17 protein-coding genes are annotated in these 16,799 nt (G+C 57.4%); 1 reads left to right on the top strand and 16 read right to left on the bottom strand.

The genetic code is table 11. The annotated features are described in order from the left end of the window. The 6 genes from ABLO27_RS21955 to ABLO27_RS21930 all read right to left on the bottom strand — a co-directional run bounded on the left by ABLO27_RS21955 (position 1) and on the right by ABLO27_RS21930 (position 6,983). Entirely contained in the window at positions 1-1,389 is a 1,389-nt protein-coding gene (locus ABLO27_RS21955) for an aldehyde dehydrogenase family protein (RefSeq protein WP_353035740.1), read from the bottom strand. 209 nt (positions 1,390-1,598) lie between these two features. Then, a complete protein-coding gene (locus ABLO27_RS21950; RefSeq protein ID WP_353035739.1) occupies positions 1,599-2,966 on the bottom strand; it encodes a glutamine synthetase family protein in 1,368 nt (455 codons plus the stop codon). Positions 2,967-3,095: 129 nt separating this feature from the next. Further along, entirely contained in the window at positions 3,096-4,145 is a 1,050-nt protein-coding gene (locus tag ABLO27_RS21945) for a TRAP transporter substrate-binding protein (RefSeq protein WP_352941595.1), read from the bottom strand. 117 nt (positions 4,146-4,262) lie between these two features. Then, on the bottom strand, positions 4,263-5,603 hold the full coding sequence (locus tag ABLO27_RS21940) for a TRAP transporter large permease (protein ID WP_353035737.1): 1,341 nt from the start codon (positions 5,601-5,603) through the stop codon (positions 4,263-4,265). Beyond that, positions 5,603-6,199, bottom strand: a complete 597-nt coding sequence (locus ABLO27_RS21935) for a TRAP transporter small permease subunit (protein WP_353035735.1) — start codon at positions 6,197-6,199, stop codon at positions 5,603-5,605. The genes ABLO27_RS21940 and ABLO27_RS21935 overlap by 1 nt, the downstream gene beginning before the upstream one ends. Continuing rightward, on the bottom strand, positions 6,192-6,983 hold the full coding sequence (locus tag ABLO27_RS21930) for an N-formylglutamate amidohydrolase (protein ID WP_353035733.1): 792 nt from the start codon (positions 6,981-6,983) through the stop codon (positions 6,192-6,194). Before ABLO27_RS21930 ends, ABLO27_RS21935 begins: the two co-directional genes overlap by 8 nt. A gap of 164 nt (positions 6,984-7,147) precedes the next feature. On the opposite strand from ABLO27_RS21930, the gene ABLO27_RS21925 reads away from it, so the two are divergent. Further along, on the top strand, positions 7,148-8,017 hold the full coding sequence (locus ABLO27_RS21925; protein ID WP_352941606.1) for a MurR/RpiR family transcriptional regulator: 870 nt from the start codon (positions 7,148-7,150) through the stop codon (positions 8,015-8,017). Between the two features lie 26 nt (positions 8,018-8,043). Here ABLO27_RS21925 and hypE read toward each other — a convergent pair whose 3' ends face one another. From hypE to ABLO27_RS21875, 10 genes are all read right to left on the bottom strand, one after another. Further along, complete coding sequence (gene hypE, locus ABLO27_RS21920; RefSeq protein WP_353035731.1) at positions 8,044-9,081, bottom strand: hydrogenase expression/formation protein HypE; 1,038 nt, start codon at positions 9,079-9,081, stop codon at positions 8,044-8,046. After that, the gene (hypD, locus tag ABLO27_RS21915; RefSeq protein WP_353035729.1) at positions 9,078-10,229 is read right to left on the bottom strand and encodes a hydrogenase formation protein HypD; all 1,152 of its coding nucleotides are present in this window, start codon (positions 10,227-10,229) and stop codon (positions 9,078-9,080) included. The genes hypE and hypD overlap by 4 nt, the downstream gene beginning before the upstream one ends. Further along, positions 10,226-10,495, bottom strand: a complete 270-nt coding sequence (locus tag ABLO27_RS21910; protein ID WP_353035727.1) for a HypC/HybG/HupF family hydrogenase formation chaperone — start codon at positions 10,493-10,495, stop codon at positions 10,226-10,228. The genes hypD and ABLO27_RS21910 overlap by 4 nt, the downstream gene beginning before the upstream one ends. Positions 10,496-10,506: 11 nt before the next feature. Further along, complete coding sequence (gene hypB, locus ABLO27_RS21905; RefSeq protein ID WP_353035725.1) at positions 10,507-11,301, bottom strand: hydrogenase nickel incorporation protein HypB; 795 nt, start codon at positions 11,299-11,301, stop codon at positions 10,507-10,509. Then, positions 11,301-11,642, bottom strand: coding sequence for a hydrogenase maturation nickel metallochaperone HypA (hypA, locus tag ABLO27_RS21900; protein ID WP_353035723.1), 342 nt, complete (start codon positions 11,640-11,642; stop codon positions 11,301-11,303). The genes hypB and hypA overlap by 1 nt, the downstream gene beginning before the upstream one ends. Beyond that, positions 11,635-12,093, bottom strand: coding sequence for a hydrogenase maturation protease (locus tag ABLO27_RS21895; RefSeq protein ID WP_353035721.1), 459 nt, complete (start codon positions 12,091-12,093; stop codon positions 11,635-11,637). Before ABLO27_RS21895 ends, hypA begins: the two co-directional genes overlap by 8 nt. Before the next feature lie 64 nt (positions 12,094-12,157). Continuing rightward, complete coding sequence (locus tag ABLO27_RS21890) at positions 12,158-13,600, bottom strand: Ni/Fe hydrogenase subunit alpha (protein ID WP_353035719.1); 1,443 nt, start codon at positions 13,598-13,600, stop codon at positions 12,158-12,160. Between the two features lie 14 nt (positions 13,601-13,614). Next, positions 13,615-14,184: an NADP oxidoreductase gene (locus ABLO27_RS21885; RefSeq protein WP_352941629.1), complete on the bottom strand. Its 570-nt coding sequence runs from the start codon at positions 14,182-14,184 to the stop codon at positions 13,615-13,617. Then, positions 14,181-14,909, bottom strand: coding sequence for a 2Fe-2S iron-sulfur cluster-binding protein (locus tag ABLO27_RS21880; RefSeq protein ID WP_353035717.1), 729 nt, complete (start codon positions 14,907-14,909; stop codon positions 14,181-14,183). The genes ABLO27_RS21885 and ABLO27_RS21880 overlap by 4 nt, the downstream gene beginning before the upstream one ends. Further along, entirely contained in the window at positions 14,906-16,786 is a 1,881-nt protein-coding gene (locus tag ABLO27_RS21875; RefSeq protein WP_353035715.1) for an NAD(P)H-dependent oxidoreductase subunit E, read from the bottom strand. The genes ABLO27_RS21880 and ABLO27_RS21875 overlap by 4 nt, the downstream gene beginning before the upstream one ends. Between the last annotated feature and the right edge of the window lie 13 nt (positions 16,787-16,799).

Genomic DNA, 16,799 nt, shown 5'->3' with positions numbered 1-16,799 from the left:
TCAATGCTCGACGCGGAAGTGGAACGATTTCGGCTGGGTCAGGTTGTGGAAGCCGATTTCGGAGAGAGCAGCGCCCTTGCCGGTGTCCTTGACGCCGGTCCAGACAAGTGCGGGATCGAGGTAGTCGCAGCGGTTCATGAAGACAGTGCCGGTTTCGACCTTGTTACCAATCTCGGCAGCTGCCTCCACGTCTTCAGACCAGATCGATGCGGTGAGACCGTAGGGGCTGTCATTCATGAACTGCAGCGCCTCTTCGTCGTCCTTCACCTTCATGATGCCGACGACCGGACCGAAGCTTTCTTCCCGCATCACGGACATCTGGTGGTTCACATCCGTCAGAACTTGCGGTGCGAGGTAAGGCGTACCGTCCTTGTCTTCGGCAAATTTCGACGTGTCGATATGAGCCTTTGCGCCCTTGCGCAGGGCTTCCTGCGTCTGCTCACGCACCCAGGCAGCAAAACGCGCCTGCGCCATAGGTCCGAGCGTGGTTGCCTCATCCAGCGGATTGCCCAGCTGGTATTGGCTGGTCAGGTCGACAAAACCGTCAACAAACCGGTCGAACAGGCTTTCATGCACATAGACGCGTTCGATGCCGCAGCAGCACTGACCGGCGTTGTAAAATGCACCGTCCACCAGATTGGCAACGGCATAATCAAGATCGGCATCGGCACGGACATAGGCCGGATCCTTGCCGCCGAGTTCAAGACCAAGCGTCGCGAATGTGCCGGCAAGCGCCTTTTCGATCGCCCGGCCACCGGCGACCGAGCCGGTGAAGTTGACGTGGTCGATCAGACCGGAGCCAAGCAGCTTCTCCGTTCCCGAATGGGTCAGAACGATGTTCTGGAATACGCCGTTCGGCAGACCCGCAATTTCGAAGGCCCTGGCGAGGCGCTCACCCACAAGCAGCGTCTGAGCCGCATGTTTCAGAACAATGACGTTTCCGGCCATGAGCGCCGGCATGATGGTGTTGATCGCAGTCATGAACGGGTAGTTCCAGGGCGCGATCACCATGACGATGCCAAGCGGCATACGCCGCAGATACCGCTTGAAACCCGGCTTGTCGGTCCGTTCGATATCCTTGAGCGCTTCCTCAGCGGTGGACGCACAATACTCAGTGCGTTCGATCGTTCCGCCAAGTTCACCGCCGAAGCGCACCGGCCGCCCCATCTGCCAGGCGAGCTCGGGCACGACGTCGTCATTCATGGCCTTGAGTGCTTCCAGAGCCTTCTCGCAATAGGCAACGCGATCGGCAATTGGCAAAGCTGCCCAACCCGGCTGGGCGGTCCGTGCCGCCGACACTACTTTTTCGACCGCCGATTCATCCAAAGCAGGACGTTCGGCATAAACCGATCCATCGATCGGCGAGATCAGTTTGATCACATCTGACATTTCTGGACCTTTCGTGACCGCATCCCAACATGCGGTTTGTCGAATGTGGTTGGCTCTTGGTTTTGCCCCAAAGGCGTTCTCATCCGGAGAAGGCATGGGACATGGTTTTCAGGTCTGGGCCGGTTCCTGATGGTCCGGCCCAACCGTCGATGCAGACCCGGCCTGTTCGTGACCAGGTATCGGAAAGTCGAATTCTCTACGGTCGGCTGCTACGCCCTTTCAAAACCACGCGCGATTTCGTAGTCCGTGACAGCCCGATCGAACTCCTCGATTTCCCACTCAGCCGCACGGGCATAGTGGTCGATCACCCCGTCGGAAAACGCCTCGCGCAGGAATTCGGACTTCCGCAGGGTTTCGCGCGCTTCACGCAAGGTGTGCGGAATTTCCCTTGCCTGCTTGGCTTCGTAGACATCGCCGCTGGTCGGCTGATCAAGCGGCAATTTCTCTTCAATGCCCTTGAGGCCGGCCGCAATCTGGACGGCAAGCGCCAGATAGGGGTTCAGATCCGAACCACCGATACGGCATTCAATGCGCAGTCCCTTGGTGCCTTCACCACAAAGACGGAACCCGGCCGTGCGGTTGTCGATCGACCAGACCGTCTTGGTCGGTGCAAAGGTGCCCTTCTGGAAGCGCTTGTAGCTGTTGATGTATGGCGCAAGGAAATAGGTGTAGTCGGGCGCATATTTTATCAGACCCGCCAGGTAGTGACGCATGGTCTCCGACATGCCATGTTCGCCGGCATCATCGCAAAAGACGTTGTTGCCGTCCTTGTCGAACAGGGACTGGTGCACATGCGAGGAGGAACCGACCTTGTCGCTGCGCCACTTGGCAAGGAACGAAACCGCGCGCCCTTTCGCCCAGGCGATTTCCTTGACCGCATGTTTGGAGATCGTGTGATATTCGGCCGTATCAAGGGCCGGCGCGTACTTGATATTGAGCTCTTCCTGGCCGGTTTCCGCTTCACCCTTGGTGTTTTCGACCGGGACGCCCGCAGCATACAGACCGTTGCGCACCGGGCGCAGAACGTCTTCTTCCTTGGTCGTCTGCAGGATGTGATAGTCCTCGTTGTAGCCGGAAATCGGCTCCAGATCGCGAAAACCTTCCTTGCGGATTTCATCGAAGCTCTTCTCGAACAGGAAGAACTCCAGTTCGGTCGCCATGATCGGCGTCAGCCCGAGCTCACCCAGCCTCGCCACCTGAGCTTTCAACATGGCGCGTGGAGAGTGAGGGACTTCCTTGTGTGTGTGGTGGTCCAGCACATCGCAGATCACCATGGCTGTTCCTTCAAGCCAAGGTACCAGCCGCAATGTTGCCAGATCCGGCTTCATGACATAGTCGCCATAGCCGCCCGACCAGCTCGTCGCCGCATATCCTTCGACCGTGTACATTTCCAGGTCGGTCGCCAGCAGATAGTTGCAGCAATGCGTTTCTTCGTAGGCGCTGTCGACAAAATGCTGCGCATGGAAGCGCTTGCCCATCAGCCGTCCCTGCATGTCGACGATACAGGCGAGCACCGTGTCGATCTCTCCTGCGGAAACGAGAGATTTCAGCGCGTCAAATGTCAGGTTGCCAGGCATGTTCCAGAATTCCCGTGTTGGGCGGTTCGCATTGATTTCAGTTGGAAAAATTCCGGCCCGGAAAGTCTGGGTCCGGGCCGGAAGTAGAGGTCACGCCGTCTTTCTGAAACCGGCGTGACCTGGGCCTCATCAGCTGTAGCGGTAAGGACGGCCAGCCTTCTGCATGTCGGCGTTGTATTTCTTGAAGATGTCGACAACCTTTGCCTTCAACGGAGACTCGGAAGCAATTTCATCCCAGAAAGCTGTGGCGGCTTCTTCAACGGTCGCCCACTGCGCATCAGGAATGGACGTCAGTTCCATCTTGGTGCCGTTGACGCGCAGGGCTGCTTCACCGCCCCAGTACCACCACTGGCGATAATAGTGAGAAGCATCCATTGCCAGCTGAAGCATGGTTTTCAGGTGATCCGGCAGTTCGTTCCAACGCTCCTGGTTGGCAAAGAACGACCCGGCCCATGCACCGGAGATGTTGTTGGTCAGGAAGTAGTTGGTCACGTCTGCCCAGCCAACGGTGTAGTCTTCGGTGATGCCCGACCAGGCAACGCCGTCGAGTTCGCCCGTCTGTACGGCAACTTCAATGTCTTCCCAAGGCAGCGTCACCGGCACGACACCGAACTGGCTCAGGAACCGGCCCGCGGTCGGGAAGGTGAAGACGCGCTTGCCCTGCAGGTCTTCCAGAGAGCGGATCGGGTCCTTGGTCGCGAAGTGGCAGGGATCCCATGCACCGGCGGAAATGTGCTTCACGCCGACCTTGGCATATTCCTCTTCCCAGATTTCCTTCAGGCCGTACTGGTTGAACAGTACCGGCACATCGAGGGAGTAACGGGAAGCAAACGGGAAGTAGCCACCGAACACGGTCAGTTCGGTCGGAGATGCCATGGAGTCGTCATCGGACTGGACGGCATCGATCGTGCCCTGCTGCATCGCGCGGAACAGCTCGCCGGTCGGAACCAGCTGGTCAGCGGTGTAAAGCTCGATTTCCATTTCGCCATTTGCCGCCTTGTTGAAGGCGTCGATATGCGGCTTGATCACGTGCTCGGCAAGAGCAGGACCGGCGTAGGTCTGCAAGCGCCACTTGATCGGCGACTGGCCGTGAACGGCAGGTGCTGCGAGCGTGGTTGCGCCAGCTGCTGCTGCCGCGCCAAAGCCGGCTTTTTTCAGAAAATCACGTCTGTTCTTCATCTCAGTTCCCCTAGGTTTCGGTTCAAAATCACTGCGGCCGACCGTTTTCCGGTTCTGTTCAATCCGCCATTAAAATCCGTTTCCTCCGGATATTCTTTTTATTGTCCCGCGCGCCCCCTACCTGCTGTAGATTGCCTCTGGCAGCCAAAGCGCGATTTGCGGGAATGCCATTACGAGCACCAGCGCCAATGCCATCACCAGGACAAAGGGTGTGATCGACCCGTAAATGTCCCGCATCGTGATGTCCTTGGGCGCCATAGCCCGCATCAAAAACAGATTGTAGCCAAAGGGCGGCGTCATATAGGCGATCTGCGTGGTGATCGTGTAGAGGACACCGTACCAGATCAGCACTTCGTTTCGAGGCATGCCGAGGTCCAGCGTCCCCACCAGCGGCACATAGAGAGGTGCAACAATCACCAGCATGGCCGTGTCATCAAGGAACGTTCCCATGACCAGGAATGACAGCTGCATCAGGATCAGGATCATCCAGGGCGACAGACCGAGCTGATCGGTGAAAAGGTTCTCAATCGCCTTCACCGCACCCAGACCATCAAAGACGGCACCGAAGCCGAGCGCTGCCAGAATGATCCACATGAACATGCACGAAATGCCGAGCGTGTTCTTCAGGCACAGGATCAGGATGTCGAAGGTCATACGGCGGCGGATGATTGAAGCCAGCAGCGCCGTCATTGCACCAATGGCCGAGGCCTCCACAAGACTGGTCTTGCCCATCACGAACGGCACCATCATGGCGGCAAAAATCACGATCGGCAGAATGCCTGCGAGCAGCAGATGGTACTTCTCGTCCTTGGAAGCTTGACGCTCGTCTTCGCTCAGCGCCGGACCGAGTTCCGGCTGTATTCTGCAACGAACCGCGATGTAGACGACGAACATTCCGGCCATCATCAAGCCCGGCATGATACCTGCCAGCCAGAGCTGACCAACAGGTGCGCGTGCAATCATGGCATAAAGCACGAGAACCACCGATGGCGGCACGAGAATGCCGAGCGATGACCCTGCCTGAATCACCCCCGTGACCATGCGCTTGTCGTATTTTCGTTTCAAAAGTTCCGGCAATGCGATGGTCGCGCCGATGGCCATGCCCGCAACCGAAAGACCGTTCATCGCCGAGATCAGGACCATCAGCAGGATTGTGCCGATGGCCAGCCCGCCGTTTATCGGCCCCATCCAGACGTGGAACATCTTGTACAGGTCGTCGGCGATCTTGGTTTCCGACAACACGTAGCCCATGAAAATGAACATCGGCAGCGTCAGCAGCGGATACCACTTCATCAGCTTCATTGCCGCTGAGAACGGAATGTCACCGCCACCCGTGCCCCAGAGCGCCAATGCAGCGATTGCGGCAATACCGCCGATAGCACCGAAGACCCGTTGCCCCGTCAAGAGCATCAGCATCATCGACGAGAACATGAGAAGAGCGATCATCTCATACGACATCAGATCGTCACTCCCTTGATCCGGGCGATATCTTTCAAAAGTTCAGCAACACACTGAAGAAGCATCAGGAAAAATCCGAAAATCATGACGATCTTGATCGGCCAGAGATAAGGCCGCCACGCGGTGGGGCTGCGCTCGATGTATCCGAGCTTTTCACTTGCCGCTTCCGGTCCGCCAGTGACAAAGGCCGTGATCAGGTCCCAATAAAAGACGAAGGGCTCCTTGCCGAAATATCCCAGCGAATAGGCGGTTGAATTGAGAGCGCCATAAAGAAGCACCCCAAGATAGAAGAGCAGTAGCAGAACCGTAAACGCATCAAACCAGGCTTTCTTCTTCACGCTCCACTCAGCATAAAAAAGATCCATCCTGACGTTGGACCCGAGTTGGATCGAGTAAGGTCCGCCGAGAATGTAGTAAGCCACCATCGCGAATTGCGCGACTTCCAGGGTCCAAAGCGACGGATTGAAGAACGTCTTCGAAATGGAGGACCAGAGCAGGATGCCGGCCATGACGAAAACGCCCCACATGATGATCTTGCCGAGGCGGCGATTGAAACCGTCCACCATGCGGACATAGAAGCAGGCAGCTTTAAGCATCAGCACCTCCTCCGGCATTTGCAGATCCGGACTGAGCTGCCCGGGTCAGGATAGGTGCCAGCAATTCGGTCCACCGCGCTTCTTCCTCCGCCGTTTTCACTTCGTCGTTGCGGATTTCTATCATCAGGCAAGGCAAATTCCGATCTTCGCCATGACGCCTGATGGTGTAATAGACCCCGTCAGAAGGAGCATAGGGTTCGTTGTCCCCGACTGTCAGGTCGCCGCGCTCCTTCAGGCCCGCCAGTACGGGATCGGCCAGGCGACGATCATTGTCGTAGATCAGCCCGATTTCCCAGGGCCTGCTATTGCCTTTGAAGACCGGCGTGAAGGAGTGGATGGAGACGACAGCCGACGGCACCCCCTGCTCCTTGCGCTGGTCAAGCACCTTGTCGATCGCGTTGTGAAACGGCCGATGCACCAGATTGAGGCGGAAGTTCTTTTCGTCCTGCGAAAGATCGCAGTTGCCAGCAATCTGTGTCGTTTCGCTCAAGCTGGGAATCAGATCGGTCCGATTCTCTTCCCTGTTGCAGTCGATGACCAGCCGCGAAATTGTCGTGTAGACGAGAGGAGCGTCGAGTTGCTCGGCCAAACCCTTGGCCACGCCCAACGCGCCCGGATCCCAGGCGATGTGAGCTGATTTGTCAGCTTCGGAAACACCGAGGGATTCGTCATAGGGAGGCGGAAAGAAATTGGAAGCGTGATCGCACAGGATCACAAAAGGGCCTGCCCCTTCTGCATTTTCAACTGCGACAGCCCTGGCCATTCCGCCTGTCTGAGGGCTCACTCCCATTCCCCACTCCCCGATCATTTCAGGTTGGCAAGTTTGTAATGTTTATTACAGGATTGCCGACAAAACCAAGATCTGTAATATTTGATACGCAGATTGATGCCGCTGTCAAATGAAATTCGACAGAACGGATCGCAAAAACGCTTTTGGGGAACAGGCTCATGGAACGCCCTCTTTTGGAAGACATTCGCGACCGACTTGACGAATTCACAACCACGGAAAAGAAGGCGGCACATGCGCTCATGGCCAACTACCCGATGCAGGGCCTCGGGACGGTTGCACAATTCGCGGAGGCAGCCGGGGTCAGCTCTCCCACCATCCTGCGCTTTGTCGGCAGACTGGGATTTCCGGGCTTTGCAGAGTTTCAGAAGAAATTGCGCGGAGAACTGCAAAGCCAGCTGAACTCTCCCCTCGCCCGCAGCGCCAGCATGCCGGAAGACCCTGACGGCGACCCCCATGTCAGCCAGCTGCTTGAGAACGTCCGCGAGACCTTCGCCCACCTGCCGAAGGGAGAACTTGAGAGCCTGGTCAAACTGCTGTCTGACGAGCGCAAGACCATTCATCTGATTGGTGGCCGATTTACTGATGGTCTGGCCAGGTACATGGCCGCGCATCTCCGGATCGTCCGCTCAAACGTCACCCACATTGCCGGCCAGCAGGGCAATTGGCTCGATCAATTGCTCGGGATGGGACCCAAGGACGTGATTCTGGTTTTCGACATCAGGCGCTATCAGGCGGAAATCATCCAGTTTGCGGAAGCAGCCGCCAAACAAGGGTCAACAGTCGCCCTGGTCACCGACAGCTGGATGTCCCCGATCGGCCGGATTGCAAGCTACGTGCTTCCGGCAAGGGTTGCAGTGCCCTCGCCATGGGATTCGTCCCTCGCGCTGATGGCAATCGCTGAAGTGTTGATTGCCGGGGTGACAAGACAGAACCAGCAACGGGCCCAGGAACGCATGCGCGCGCTTGAAGCTCTGAGAAACGAAGTCGACCCATCCTCCGAGGGCCGATTGGCAGGTCCCGACATCTGATTGTCAACTGAACAAGGTCGAGGCTATCAGCAGATCCTGGGCAGCTGCTCACCGGAAAGCCAGTCCACCACCCGCGCACCGCCAAAACCAGTCTGCATGACGACCATATGGTCATTGTCTTCAACGACTTGGCCTATCTGCGCTGCTTGCAGTCCGAGCGGATGGGCGCGCATGATCTCCAGCAACATCGAGGCATCGCCAACATCACAAATGCAGACCAGTTTTCCCTCATTGGCGACATAGAGCGGATCAAGCCCCAACAGCTCACAGGCCGCCGCAACGTCCGCCCGTACGGGAATGGCCTCTTCGTTCAACACAACCCCCACGCCGGAGGCGTGAGCAATCTCGTTGAGTGCAGTTGCAAGCCCGCCGCGTGTCGGATCCCGTAATACGGAAATACCCGGCACAGCCTCGATCATGTCTCCAACCAGACCGTGAAGGGCGGCGCTGTCGGAACATATTTCCGTTTCGAACTCCAGGTTCTCACGCTTTGAAAGAATGGCAACGCCGTGGTCACCAATGGAACCTGAGATCAACACCGCCTGCCCGGGCCTTGCTCTCATCGGAGAAATGGATACGCCTTCGGCCAGGACCCCAATTCCCGTCGTCGAAATGAAAACGCCATCGCCCTTTCCCTTTTCGACAACCTTGGTATCGCCGGAAACGACAGGGACTCCCGCCGCGCGCGCGGCGTTCGCCATGGAGATGACGATCAGTTCCAGGTCTGCCAGCGGAAACCCCTCTTCCAGAATGAAACTGGCGGTCAGGGATATCGGCCGAGCGCCTGCCATTGCCACATCGTTCAACGTTCCATGCACTGACAGCGAACCAATGTCGCCTCCTGGAAAGAATAGGGGCGAGACCACATGCGCGTCCGTCGAAACCACCAGCCGGCCGGAAGGTATTTCAAGAACGGCTGCGTCATGCCCTTGATCCAGAACGGGATTCTTGAGATGGCGATGAAACAGGTCTTCGATAAGATCTGCCATTGCGCGCCCGCCGCCGCCATGGGTCATGTCCACGTTGCCGGATGCCAGGCCTGAGGGCCTTTCGGGTTCGCTCATGCAGCAGCTCCCCGGGAAACAGTTCCCGCTGCACGTTTTCGCCCGTAGGTCCAATAGGCTGCACAAGCACCTTCCGAAGACACCATGCAGGCACCAACCGGATTTTCAGGCGTGCAGGTGGTGCCGAAGAGTTTGCAGTCCGTCGGCTTCTTGACACCGCGCAGGACTGCTGGGCATTCGCAGGACTTCACTTCGCGGGACTGTTTCGCGCTGATGGTGAAACGTTTTTCCGCATCGAATTCTGCAAAACCCTCCAGGATTTTCAACGCACTTTCAGGAACCGAACCCAGTCCACGCCATTCGAACGCGCTGCGAAGTTCCAGAACACCTGCGACGATGTCCTGCGCCTTGCGATTTCCTTCACGCGTGACAACACGCGTATACTGGTTTTCCACCTCGTGCCGTCCCTCATTGATCTGACGGATCAGCATCAACGTGGATTGCATGACATCCAGCGGTTCGAAACCTGCAATAACCACCGGTTTCCTGAAATCTCGAGCAGCGGGTTCGTAAGGCTCGGACCCGATAACGGAACTGACATGAGAGGGGCCGAGAAATCCGTCGATCCGAACCGGTGTCTCTCCCGGCTCGGCTGGAGCTCTGATGATATGCGCGATGGCCGGAGGCGTCAGCACGTGATTGCAGAACACGGAAAAGTTCGTCAGGCCTTCTGCCTTCGCCTGCAACAAGGCGACGGCCGTTGGTGGTGTTGTCGTCTCAAATCCGATGGCAAAGAAAACAACCTCACGGTCACGATTTTCCCGGGCGATCTTGAGGACATCCTGCGTGGAATAGACCATACGGATGTCAGCGCCTTCCGCCTTTGCCTTGATCAGGCTTTTCTGTTTCGTACCCGGCACACGCATCATGTCGCCATAGGTGCACAGGATCACATCGTGATGCAGCGCAAGTTCCACCGCATCATCGAGCCGCCGGACCGGCAGGACACAGACCGGACACCCCGGCCCATGCACAAAGTTCACGTTCTCCGGCACGAGATCCTGAACCCCATACCGAAAGATCGCATGGGTATGTCCTCCGCAAAACTCCATCAGATGATAGGTGCGGTCCGATCCTGCTTCCCGGGCAATCGCCCTTGCCAGCTTCCTTGCCAGGGAACCGTCGCGAAATTCGCTGATATATTTCATGAGGTTGCCTCCGCCGAGGCATCCGCTGCCATTTCCTCCAGTTCCTCGGCCAGCACTCCGGCTTCTGCCATCAGCTGCAATGTGCGTTCGGCTTCTTCTTCACTCAGCTTGTGCAAGGCATACCCAACATGAACCAGGACATAGTCTCCGATGGACACATCCTCCAGCAACGCTGTTGAAACGGGCTTGCGGATACCTTCCAGCGCAACGGTCGCCATTTCATCGGCATCAACGGAAACAACCCTGGCAGGAATAGCAAGACACATGATTGAAACTCCTATTCGGCCACTTGTCCGTGGGACGTGCCCGTTACCTGCGATGCAAGTGCACTCCTCAGCCAGTCGAGCCAGTCTTGCATGCCTTCGCCGGTGCGTGCGGAAACCTGAAGAACCCTGATTGTCCGGTTGATGCGTTTTGCATTGGCAATTGCGTCATCGACACTGAAATCAAGATGGGGAAGCAGATCCGTCTTGTTGAGAACCATTACGTCCGCACTTGCAAAAATATCCGGATACTTCAACGGTTTGTCTTCTCCTTCCGTGACCGAAAGGATTACGACCCTGAAAGCCTCACCGAGGTCGAACGCAGAAGGGCAGACGAGATTGCCGACATTTTCGACAAAGAGAACGCCACCTTCATCCAGCAGCAGTTTCTCCAGCGCGTGCCCCACCATGTGAGCATCAAGATGACACCCCTTGCCGGTGTTGATCTGTACGGCAGGCGCACCGGTCGCCCGAATGCGATCGGCATCGTTGGAGGTCTGCTGATCGCCCTCGACAACGGCAACCGGCACTTCGCCTTTCAGCCTCTCCAACGTCTCCACCAGGAGCGTGGTTTTGCCCGAACCCGGACTGGATACCAGGTTGAGCGCGAGCACTCCCCTTTCGGTGAGATACTGTCTATTCCGCTCGGCAAAGATTTTGTTCTTGCCCAGAATGTCAGCCTCAACCTGGATGAGCCGCGACTGGCTCATCCCCGGCACCGACACACCGGCTTCGCCTTCGCCGAAGTGAACGTGGTTCTTTTCGTGTTTGTGTTCATGCGTGTCGCCGCAACCGCAAACGGTACACATCACTCCACCTCCAATTCGCGAATTTTCAGCTCTTCGCCACTCGTGACCTGCAGTGCCTCCGAACCGCATTCCGGGCACGTGTCGAACCGCTGCCGGACCGGCACTGTCTTGAAGCAGGACAGGCAAAGTGCTTCGGCAGCTGGTCTGGAAATTTCAAGCACCGCGCCTTCGGCAAGAGACCCTTTCATGACCACGTCAAAGCCAAACCTGAGAGCTTCCGGCTCAACACAGGAGAGCGGACCGATGTCAACGCAGACACGCCGAACCTGAGTGAAATGTTCCCTGGCAGCCTGATCCTTCAAAATGTCCAGGATGCTTTCACACAATGACATTTCATGCATGCGCCGCCTCCCTTTCGGACGTCTGTTCCTGCAGCCAGTTCAGAAAAAAGGTTTCTGCCTCTGCCAAATTTGCAGCCGCTTTTTCCGAAAGACCTTCTTTTACGTCGCCAAAATCATACCCGGTTATCCCGAGAATGAAGGAACGCGGCGAAGCTCCGTACAAAGTTGCCGAAAGAGCCAGAACCGTCTCTGGTGTGAAACTGTGGCTCCCCAGTAATTCAGGCGAACCTAGCTCAAGTTCTGTGAACGAAAAGCTCTCCAGCCTGCCAATTTCAGCGTCCACAAACACCACCAGATCATGAGCGGACACCGCCAGCGCATGTTCAGCAACCAGTTGATAATCGGTATCGACCTCCAGCCCGGGCAGACCGCGCGCGGCCATGCTTTCTGAAAAAGCCGGGCCAAGCCCGTCATCCCCGCGTCCTGGATTTCCATATCCGATCAGAAGCATCTTTCGCCTGAACCTGCCTGTGTTTCATACGGTGTTTTGTGGTCCACTCATTCTCCCGTTGCGCTCAAATCGACTGTGTCCTGCTGTCGAGCAAACCTCCGTCTGCGCCGAACAATTCCACCTGCAGCGGCATCTGGCCGAGTGCGTGGGTCGCGCAGGACAGGCACGGATCATAAGCCCGGATCGCCACCTCGACATGGTTGAGCATGCCTTCGGTGATCTTCTCGTGACCGGACAAATGTTTGACGGCGACATCCTTGACGGCCCGGTTCATGCCTTCGTTGTTATGGGTCGTCGAGACAATCAGATTGCAGTAGGTGACCTGGTCATGCTCATCGACCCGGTAGTGATGGATCAGATTGCCGCGTGGCGCTTCAATGACACCGATCCCCTCCTCGCGACGATCACCCTTTGCAATCAGATCCGTCCCCTGCAGGTCAGGGTCGTTCAGCAGTTCGCGGGTTTTCTCAACGCAATGCAGAACCTCGATCATGCGCGCCCAATGATTGGCAAGCGTCGAATTGTTCGGTGATCCGCCGGTAACCGCTTTCAGGTCCTTGTGCGCCGCCTCGGCCAAGGGGGTATCGATGAAGCTTGCCGTGTTCATACGGGCCAGGGGCCCGACCCTATACCACCCTGCCTCGGGTCCGAGTTCGGTGATGAACGGGAATTTCATGTACGACCAGGAGCGGACATCCTCCACGATCAGCTCGTGATACCTATTGCAAGGCACCTGATCGAAGATCATGTCGCCGGTTGAGCTGAGCGCTCGCAAATTGCCGTGGTAAAGGTCCAGGGCACCGTCGCCGTCGCGCACCAGTGACATGTAATTGGAAGGGAAAGAACCGAATTCGGCGACCAGGTCTTCGTGTTCCAGCGTGTAATCACGCGCAAGCTTCACGGCATCCAAAGCCCACGCGACCATCTCGTCAATCGACCCCAGAAAATGATCGCGTTGCGCAAGGCTGAGGTTCCTGTTGATGCCCCCGGGGACAGCACCCGTTCCGTGGATTTTCTTGCCTGCTGTCGCCTCGATGATTTCCTGACCATATTTGCGCATGAGCACCGCACGCTTGCCCAGCTCAGGCTTTTCCTTGATCACCTCAAAAATATTGCGCTTTTCCGCGGGTGCCCCGAAGCCGAACAGAAGGTCCGGCGCTGCAAGGTGAAAGAAATGCAGGACGTGGCTTTGCATCACCTGGCCGTAATGCATCAACCGGCGCATTTTTTCCCCGGTCGGTGTCAGTTGATCGACACCTGCAATCATGTCCATGGCCTTGGCCGCAGCCAGGTGATGACTCACGGGGCAGATGCCACAGAGCCGTTGGACGATGACCGGCACTTCCCACATCAGCCGCCCACGGATGAACCGTTCAAAGCCCCGGAATTCGACAATATGCAGACGTGCCTCTTCGACATTGTTTTCACCATCCAGATGAATGGTCACCTTGCCGTGGCCCTCCACCCGGGTGACCGGAGAGATTTCAATCATTCTGGGTTCAGCCATCTTGATCTCCCTGCCTAGTCAAACTTGATCATTTCGGGTTCGAAGCCGCGGAACCTTCCGGTCAGCAGCTTGGAAAGCGTGTCAAAAATGATGTCGCCACTCGGTGCGCATCCCGGTATCTGATAGTCGATTTGAACCACCTCGCTGCAGGGATAAACCTCATCGAGCAGGAGCGGCAACGCGGGATCATTGGGCACGTTGTGGGTGGTGTTGCGGATGTAGCGACCGGTGATATAGGCCTCGTCCAGGCATTCGCGCAAAGGCGCATCGGAATGCATGATCGCGTTTCGCATGGCGGGAAGCCCACCCATGATCGCGCACTGCCCGAGCGCAATCAACGTGTCGCAATTGCGCCGGAAGTCCTGCAGCACGTGTACATTTTCCTCGTTGCAACAGCCGCCTTCGATGATGCCGATATCGCAGCGTTCGGTGAACCGCTTCTTGTCGGTCAGAGGTGACCGGTCGACCTCCACCAGCTTCATCAACTCGATCAGGCGTTCGTCTATGTCCAGGATTGCCATGTGGCAGCCGAAACAGCCTGCCAGCGAGGCGGTCGCGATCCGGGCCTTGGGAAGCTCGCTCATTTGCGCTTCTCCTCGATCTCGTGACCGATCACTCCTTTGTCGAATTCCCGCTCACCGATGGGGGTGACGAACCCGACACGCTTGCGAATAATGCAGCCGACCGGGCAGACTTCCTTGGAAATGGCGTGATCCGTTACCTCCGCATCGGTGTCGGCCAGGTTTTCGCCGTTCACGGCTACACGACGGTGAATGCCTCGACCGACATAGCCGAATACGCCCTTGCCATCGACATCCTGCGAGGCCCGGATACAGCGGCCACAACTGATGCAGCGATTGGTATCGAGCGCGATATCGGGATGCGAGGCATCGAGCGCGCGGCAGGGTTCCAGATAGGGAAACCGGGTTGTCTCCGTCATGTCCAGCCGATAGGCCATTGCCTGCAATTCGCAATTGCCGCTGGCCTCGCAGATCGGGCAAAGGTGATTGCCCTCGTGAAACAGCATCTCGACCAGATCGCGTCGCATCTTGTTCAGGTGAGCGGTCTCGTTCTCAACCGCCTGACCGGGGGCAGCCGGTTGCGTGCATGCGGCGACGCTGCGCCCTCCAGCCTTGACAGTGCACACCCTGCAACTGCCCTGGTGACGTAATCCCTGATGGTCACACTGGCGGGGAATATAGACACCCGCTTCGTCGGCAGCCTCCATGATCGTCTGCCCCGCATAGGCCGTGACTTCCACCCCATCGATGGTGAAGGAGAAGCCGGTTTCCTTCTTTGTCCCGCTCATTGCGTGAAATCCCTGTCGAAGATGTAGGACCGGCGCTTGGCAATCTTGCGGGCGCCATCGATGGCCGACTGGATGTCGAACGTATCCCGGATGCCGTCCTTGCTCGGCTTGGTCACCGCCGAATAGACAAGCGGGAAATTCTCCAGGGTCGTCAAAACGGGATTGGGCGACGTCATGCCGAGGCCGCAGCGGCTGGTCTCGATGATCGTCCCGGAAAGGTCTTTCAGGTATTCAACGTCTTCCGGATTGGCGAGGCCCTTGCGGAATTTCTGGATCGCCTTCTGCAGAAAGACGTTGCCGACCCGGCAGGGCGTGCAATAGCCACAGCTCTCATGCACGAAGAAAGACATGTAGTATTCGACAATTTCCAGAATGTTGCGCTCACCGTTGAAGATGATGATCGCACCACCGGTCGCCAGGTCGTCAAAGGTCAGTTTTCGATGAAAGCTGTCGCGGGCTATCATTGTTCCGCTGGGTCCGCCCACCTGAACAGCGGCGGCATCTTCCCCGCCAACCCGTTCAAGGATTTCCCAAATGGTATGTCCGTAGGGCAGCTCGTAAATGCCCGGGTTCAGGCAATCGCCGCAAATGGAAAACAGTTTGGTGCCATGTGATCCTTCCGTGCCCATGTCGTGGAACCATTGTGCCCCGCGATCGAGAATGCGCGCAGCATGGCAGAAAGTCTCAACGTTGTTGACCACGGTCGGATAGCCGAGATAACCGCGATTGACGGGAAAGGGAGGACGGGTCTTCGGCTCGCCCGGCAACCCCTCACATGAGCTTATCAGCGCGCCTTCCTCGCCGCAGATATAGGCACCGGCCCCCAGTTGCAGTCGAACGTCGAAATTGTAGCCCTTGATGCCCAGGATGTCCCGGCCCAGCAAGCCGCGCCGCCGCCGGTCTTCCAGAACCTGCTCGAGGTGTTCGCGCAGATAGACATACTCCCCACGCAGATAAAGGATGCCCTCGCGCGCACCGACGGCTCGCGCTGCAATGGTCATGCCTTCAACGACAAGATGAGGACGCTCCGTCAGAAGCACCCGGTCCTTGAACGTGCCCGGCTCGCCTTCATCTGCATTGCAGATCACGAAGTGTTTCTCGGCCCGTTCACTGGCAGCAAAGCGCCACTTCCTGCCGGTGGTAAATCCGGCCCCGCCGCAGCCACGCAGTCCGCTTTCTTCAATTGCCGTTATGATCTGCGTCGGCCTCATGCCAGCGGCCTTGTTCAACCCGGCTTCTTCCGGAACCGGACCAAGCAGCACTTCACCTGCATGCCGGATGTTGTTGTCCACCATCCGCAAGGCCCGCTCATGGGGCGTCAAATTGCCAAATCGGTCGCTGACAAGTTGCTCCGGTGTTTGTCCCGCCTTCAGGGCTTCAGCAAATGACTTCGCCGTTTCGGTTGTCAGACTGGTCAGCACCACGTCATTGATCATCACGGCAGGCGCCTGATCACACATGCCAATGCAGGGAGTGTATTCCAGGGAAAACCTTCCGTCTGGTGACGTTTCGCCTGGGGCAACGCCGAGTACTTCTTCAAAAGCCAACGCGACGGCGTCAAGGCCCGCAAAACGATCCACGATGTCGTCACACAGCCGGATCGTGATCTGTCCTTTTGGCGCTAATGACAGGAATGAATAGAAACTTGCAACGCCTTCCACTTCAATCCGGGTCAGGCCTGTCTCGGCAGCGATCAGGTCCATGGTCGACGCGGATATGCAGCGATACCGGTCCTGCACTTCACGCAGGATATCCAGCATGCGATGCTTGTCATTGCCGAACGCCCCGCAGATCCGGGCGATCTCGTCAGCAGATACAGGAGCAACTTCGCGCGCGGGGCCGTTCGCTCCGCCGGAACCACTGCGACCATTTTCCATGGTGCATCCTCTC

It is taken from the genome of Roseibium sp. SCP15 (assembly GCF_040329435.1).
Classification (GTDB): domain Bacteria; phylum Pseudomonadota; class Alphaproteobacteria; order Rhizobiales; family Stappiaceae; genus Roseibium.
The sequence above is the reverse complement of the archived record's forward strand: the minus strand, read 5'-3'. Positions and strand labels throughout refer to the sequence as shown.

What these genes read in the sequence shown, in the direction of transcription:
- ABLO27_RS21955 (WP_353035740.1), bottom strand. Translation starts at nt 1,389, where the DNA reads ATGTCAGATGTGATCAAACTGATCTCGCCGATCGATGGATCGGTTTAT.
- ABLO27_RS21950 (WP_353035739.1), bottom strand. Translation starts at nt 2,966, where the DNA reads ATGCCTGGCAACCTGACATTTGACGCGCTGAAATCTCTCGTTTCCGCA.
- ABLO27_RS21945 (WP_352941595.1), bottom strand. Translation starts at nt 4,145, where the DNA reads ATGAAGAACAGACGTGATTTTCTGAAAAAAGCCGGCTTTGGCGCGGCA.
- ABLO27_RS21940 (WP_353035737.1), bottom strand. Translation starts at nt 5,603, where the DNA reads ATGTCGTATGAGATGATCGCTCTTCTCATGTTCTCGTCGATGATGCTG.
- ABLO27_RS21935 (WP_353035735.1), bottom strand. Translation starts at nt 6,199, where the DNA reads ATGCTTAAAGCTGCCTGCTTCTATGTCCGCATGGTGGACGGTTTCAAT.
- ABLO27_RS21925 (WP_352941606.1), top strand. Translation starts at nt 7,148, where the DNA reads ATGGAACGCCCTCTTTTGGAAGACATTCGCGACCGACTTGACGAATTC.
- hypE (WP_353035731.1), bottom strand. Translation starts at nt 9,081, where the DNA reads ATGAGCGAACCCGAAAGGCCCTCAGGCCTGGCATCCGGCAACGTGGAC.
- hypD (WP_353035729.1), bottom strand. Translation starts at nt 10,229, where the DNA reads ATGAAATATATCAGCGAATTTCGCGACGGTTCCCTGGCAAGGAAGCTG.
- ABLO27_RS21910 (WP_353035727.1), bottom strand. Translation starts at nt 10,495, where the DNA reads ATGTGTCTTGCTATTCCTGCCAGGGTTGTTTCCGTTGATGCCGATGAA.
- hypB (WP_353035725.1), bottom strand. Translation starts at nt 11,301, where the DNA reads ATGTGTACCGTTTGCGGTTGCGGCGACACGCATGAACACAAACACGAA.
- hypA (WP_353035723.1), bottom strand. Translation starts at nt 11,642, where the DNA reads ATGCATGAAATGTCATTGTGTGAAAGCATCCTGGACATTTTGAAGGAT.
- ABLO27_RS21895 (WP_353035721.1), bottom strand. Translation starts at nt 12,093, where the DNA reads ATGCTTCTGATCGGATATGGAAATCCAGGACGCGGGGATGACGGGCTT.
- ABLO27_RS21890 (WP_353035719.1), bottom strand. Translation starts at nt 13,600, where the DNA reads ATGGCTGAACCCAGAATGATTGAAATCTCTCCGGTCACCCGGGTGGAG.
- ABLO27_RS21885 (WP_352941629.1), bottom strand. Translation starts at nt 14,184, where the DNA reads ATGAGCGAGCTTCCCAAGGCCCGGATCGCGACCGCCTCGCTGGCAGGC.
- ABLO27_RS21880 (WP_353035717.1), bottom strand. Translation starts at nt 14,909, where the DNA reads ATGAGCGGGACAAAGAAGGAAACCGGCTTCTCCTTCACCATCGATGGG.
- ABLO27_RS21875 (WP_353035715.1), bottom strand. Translation starts at nt 16,786, where the DNA reads ATGGAAAATGGTCGCAGTGGTTCCGGCGGAGCGAACGGCCCCGCGCGC.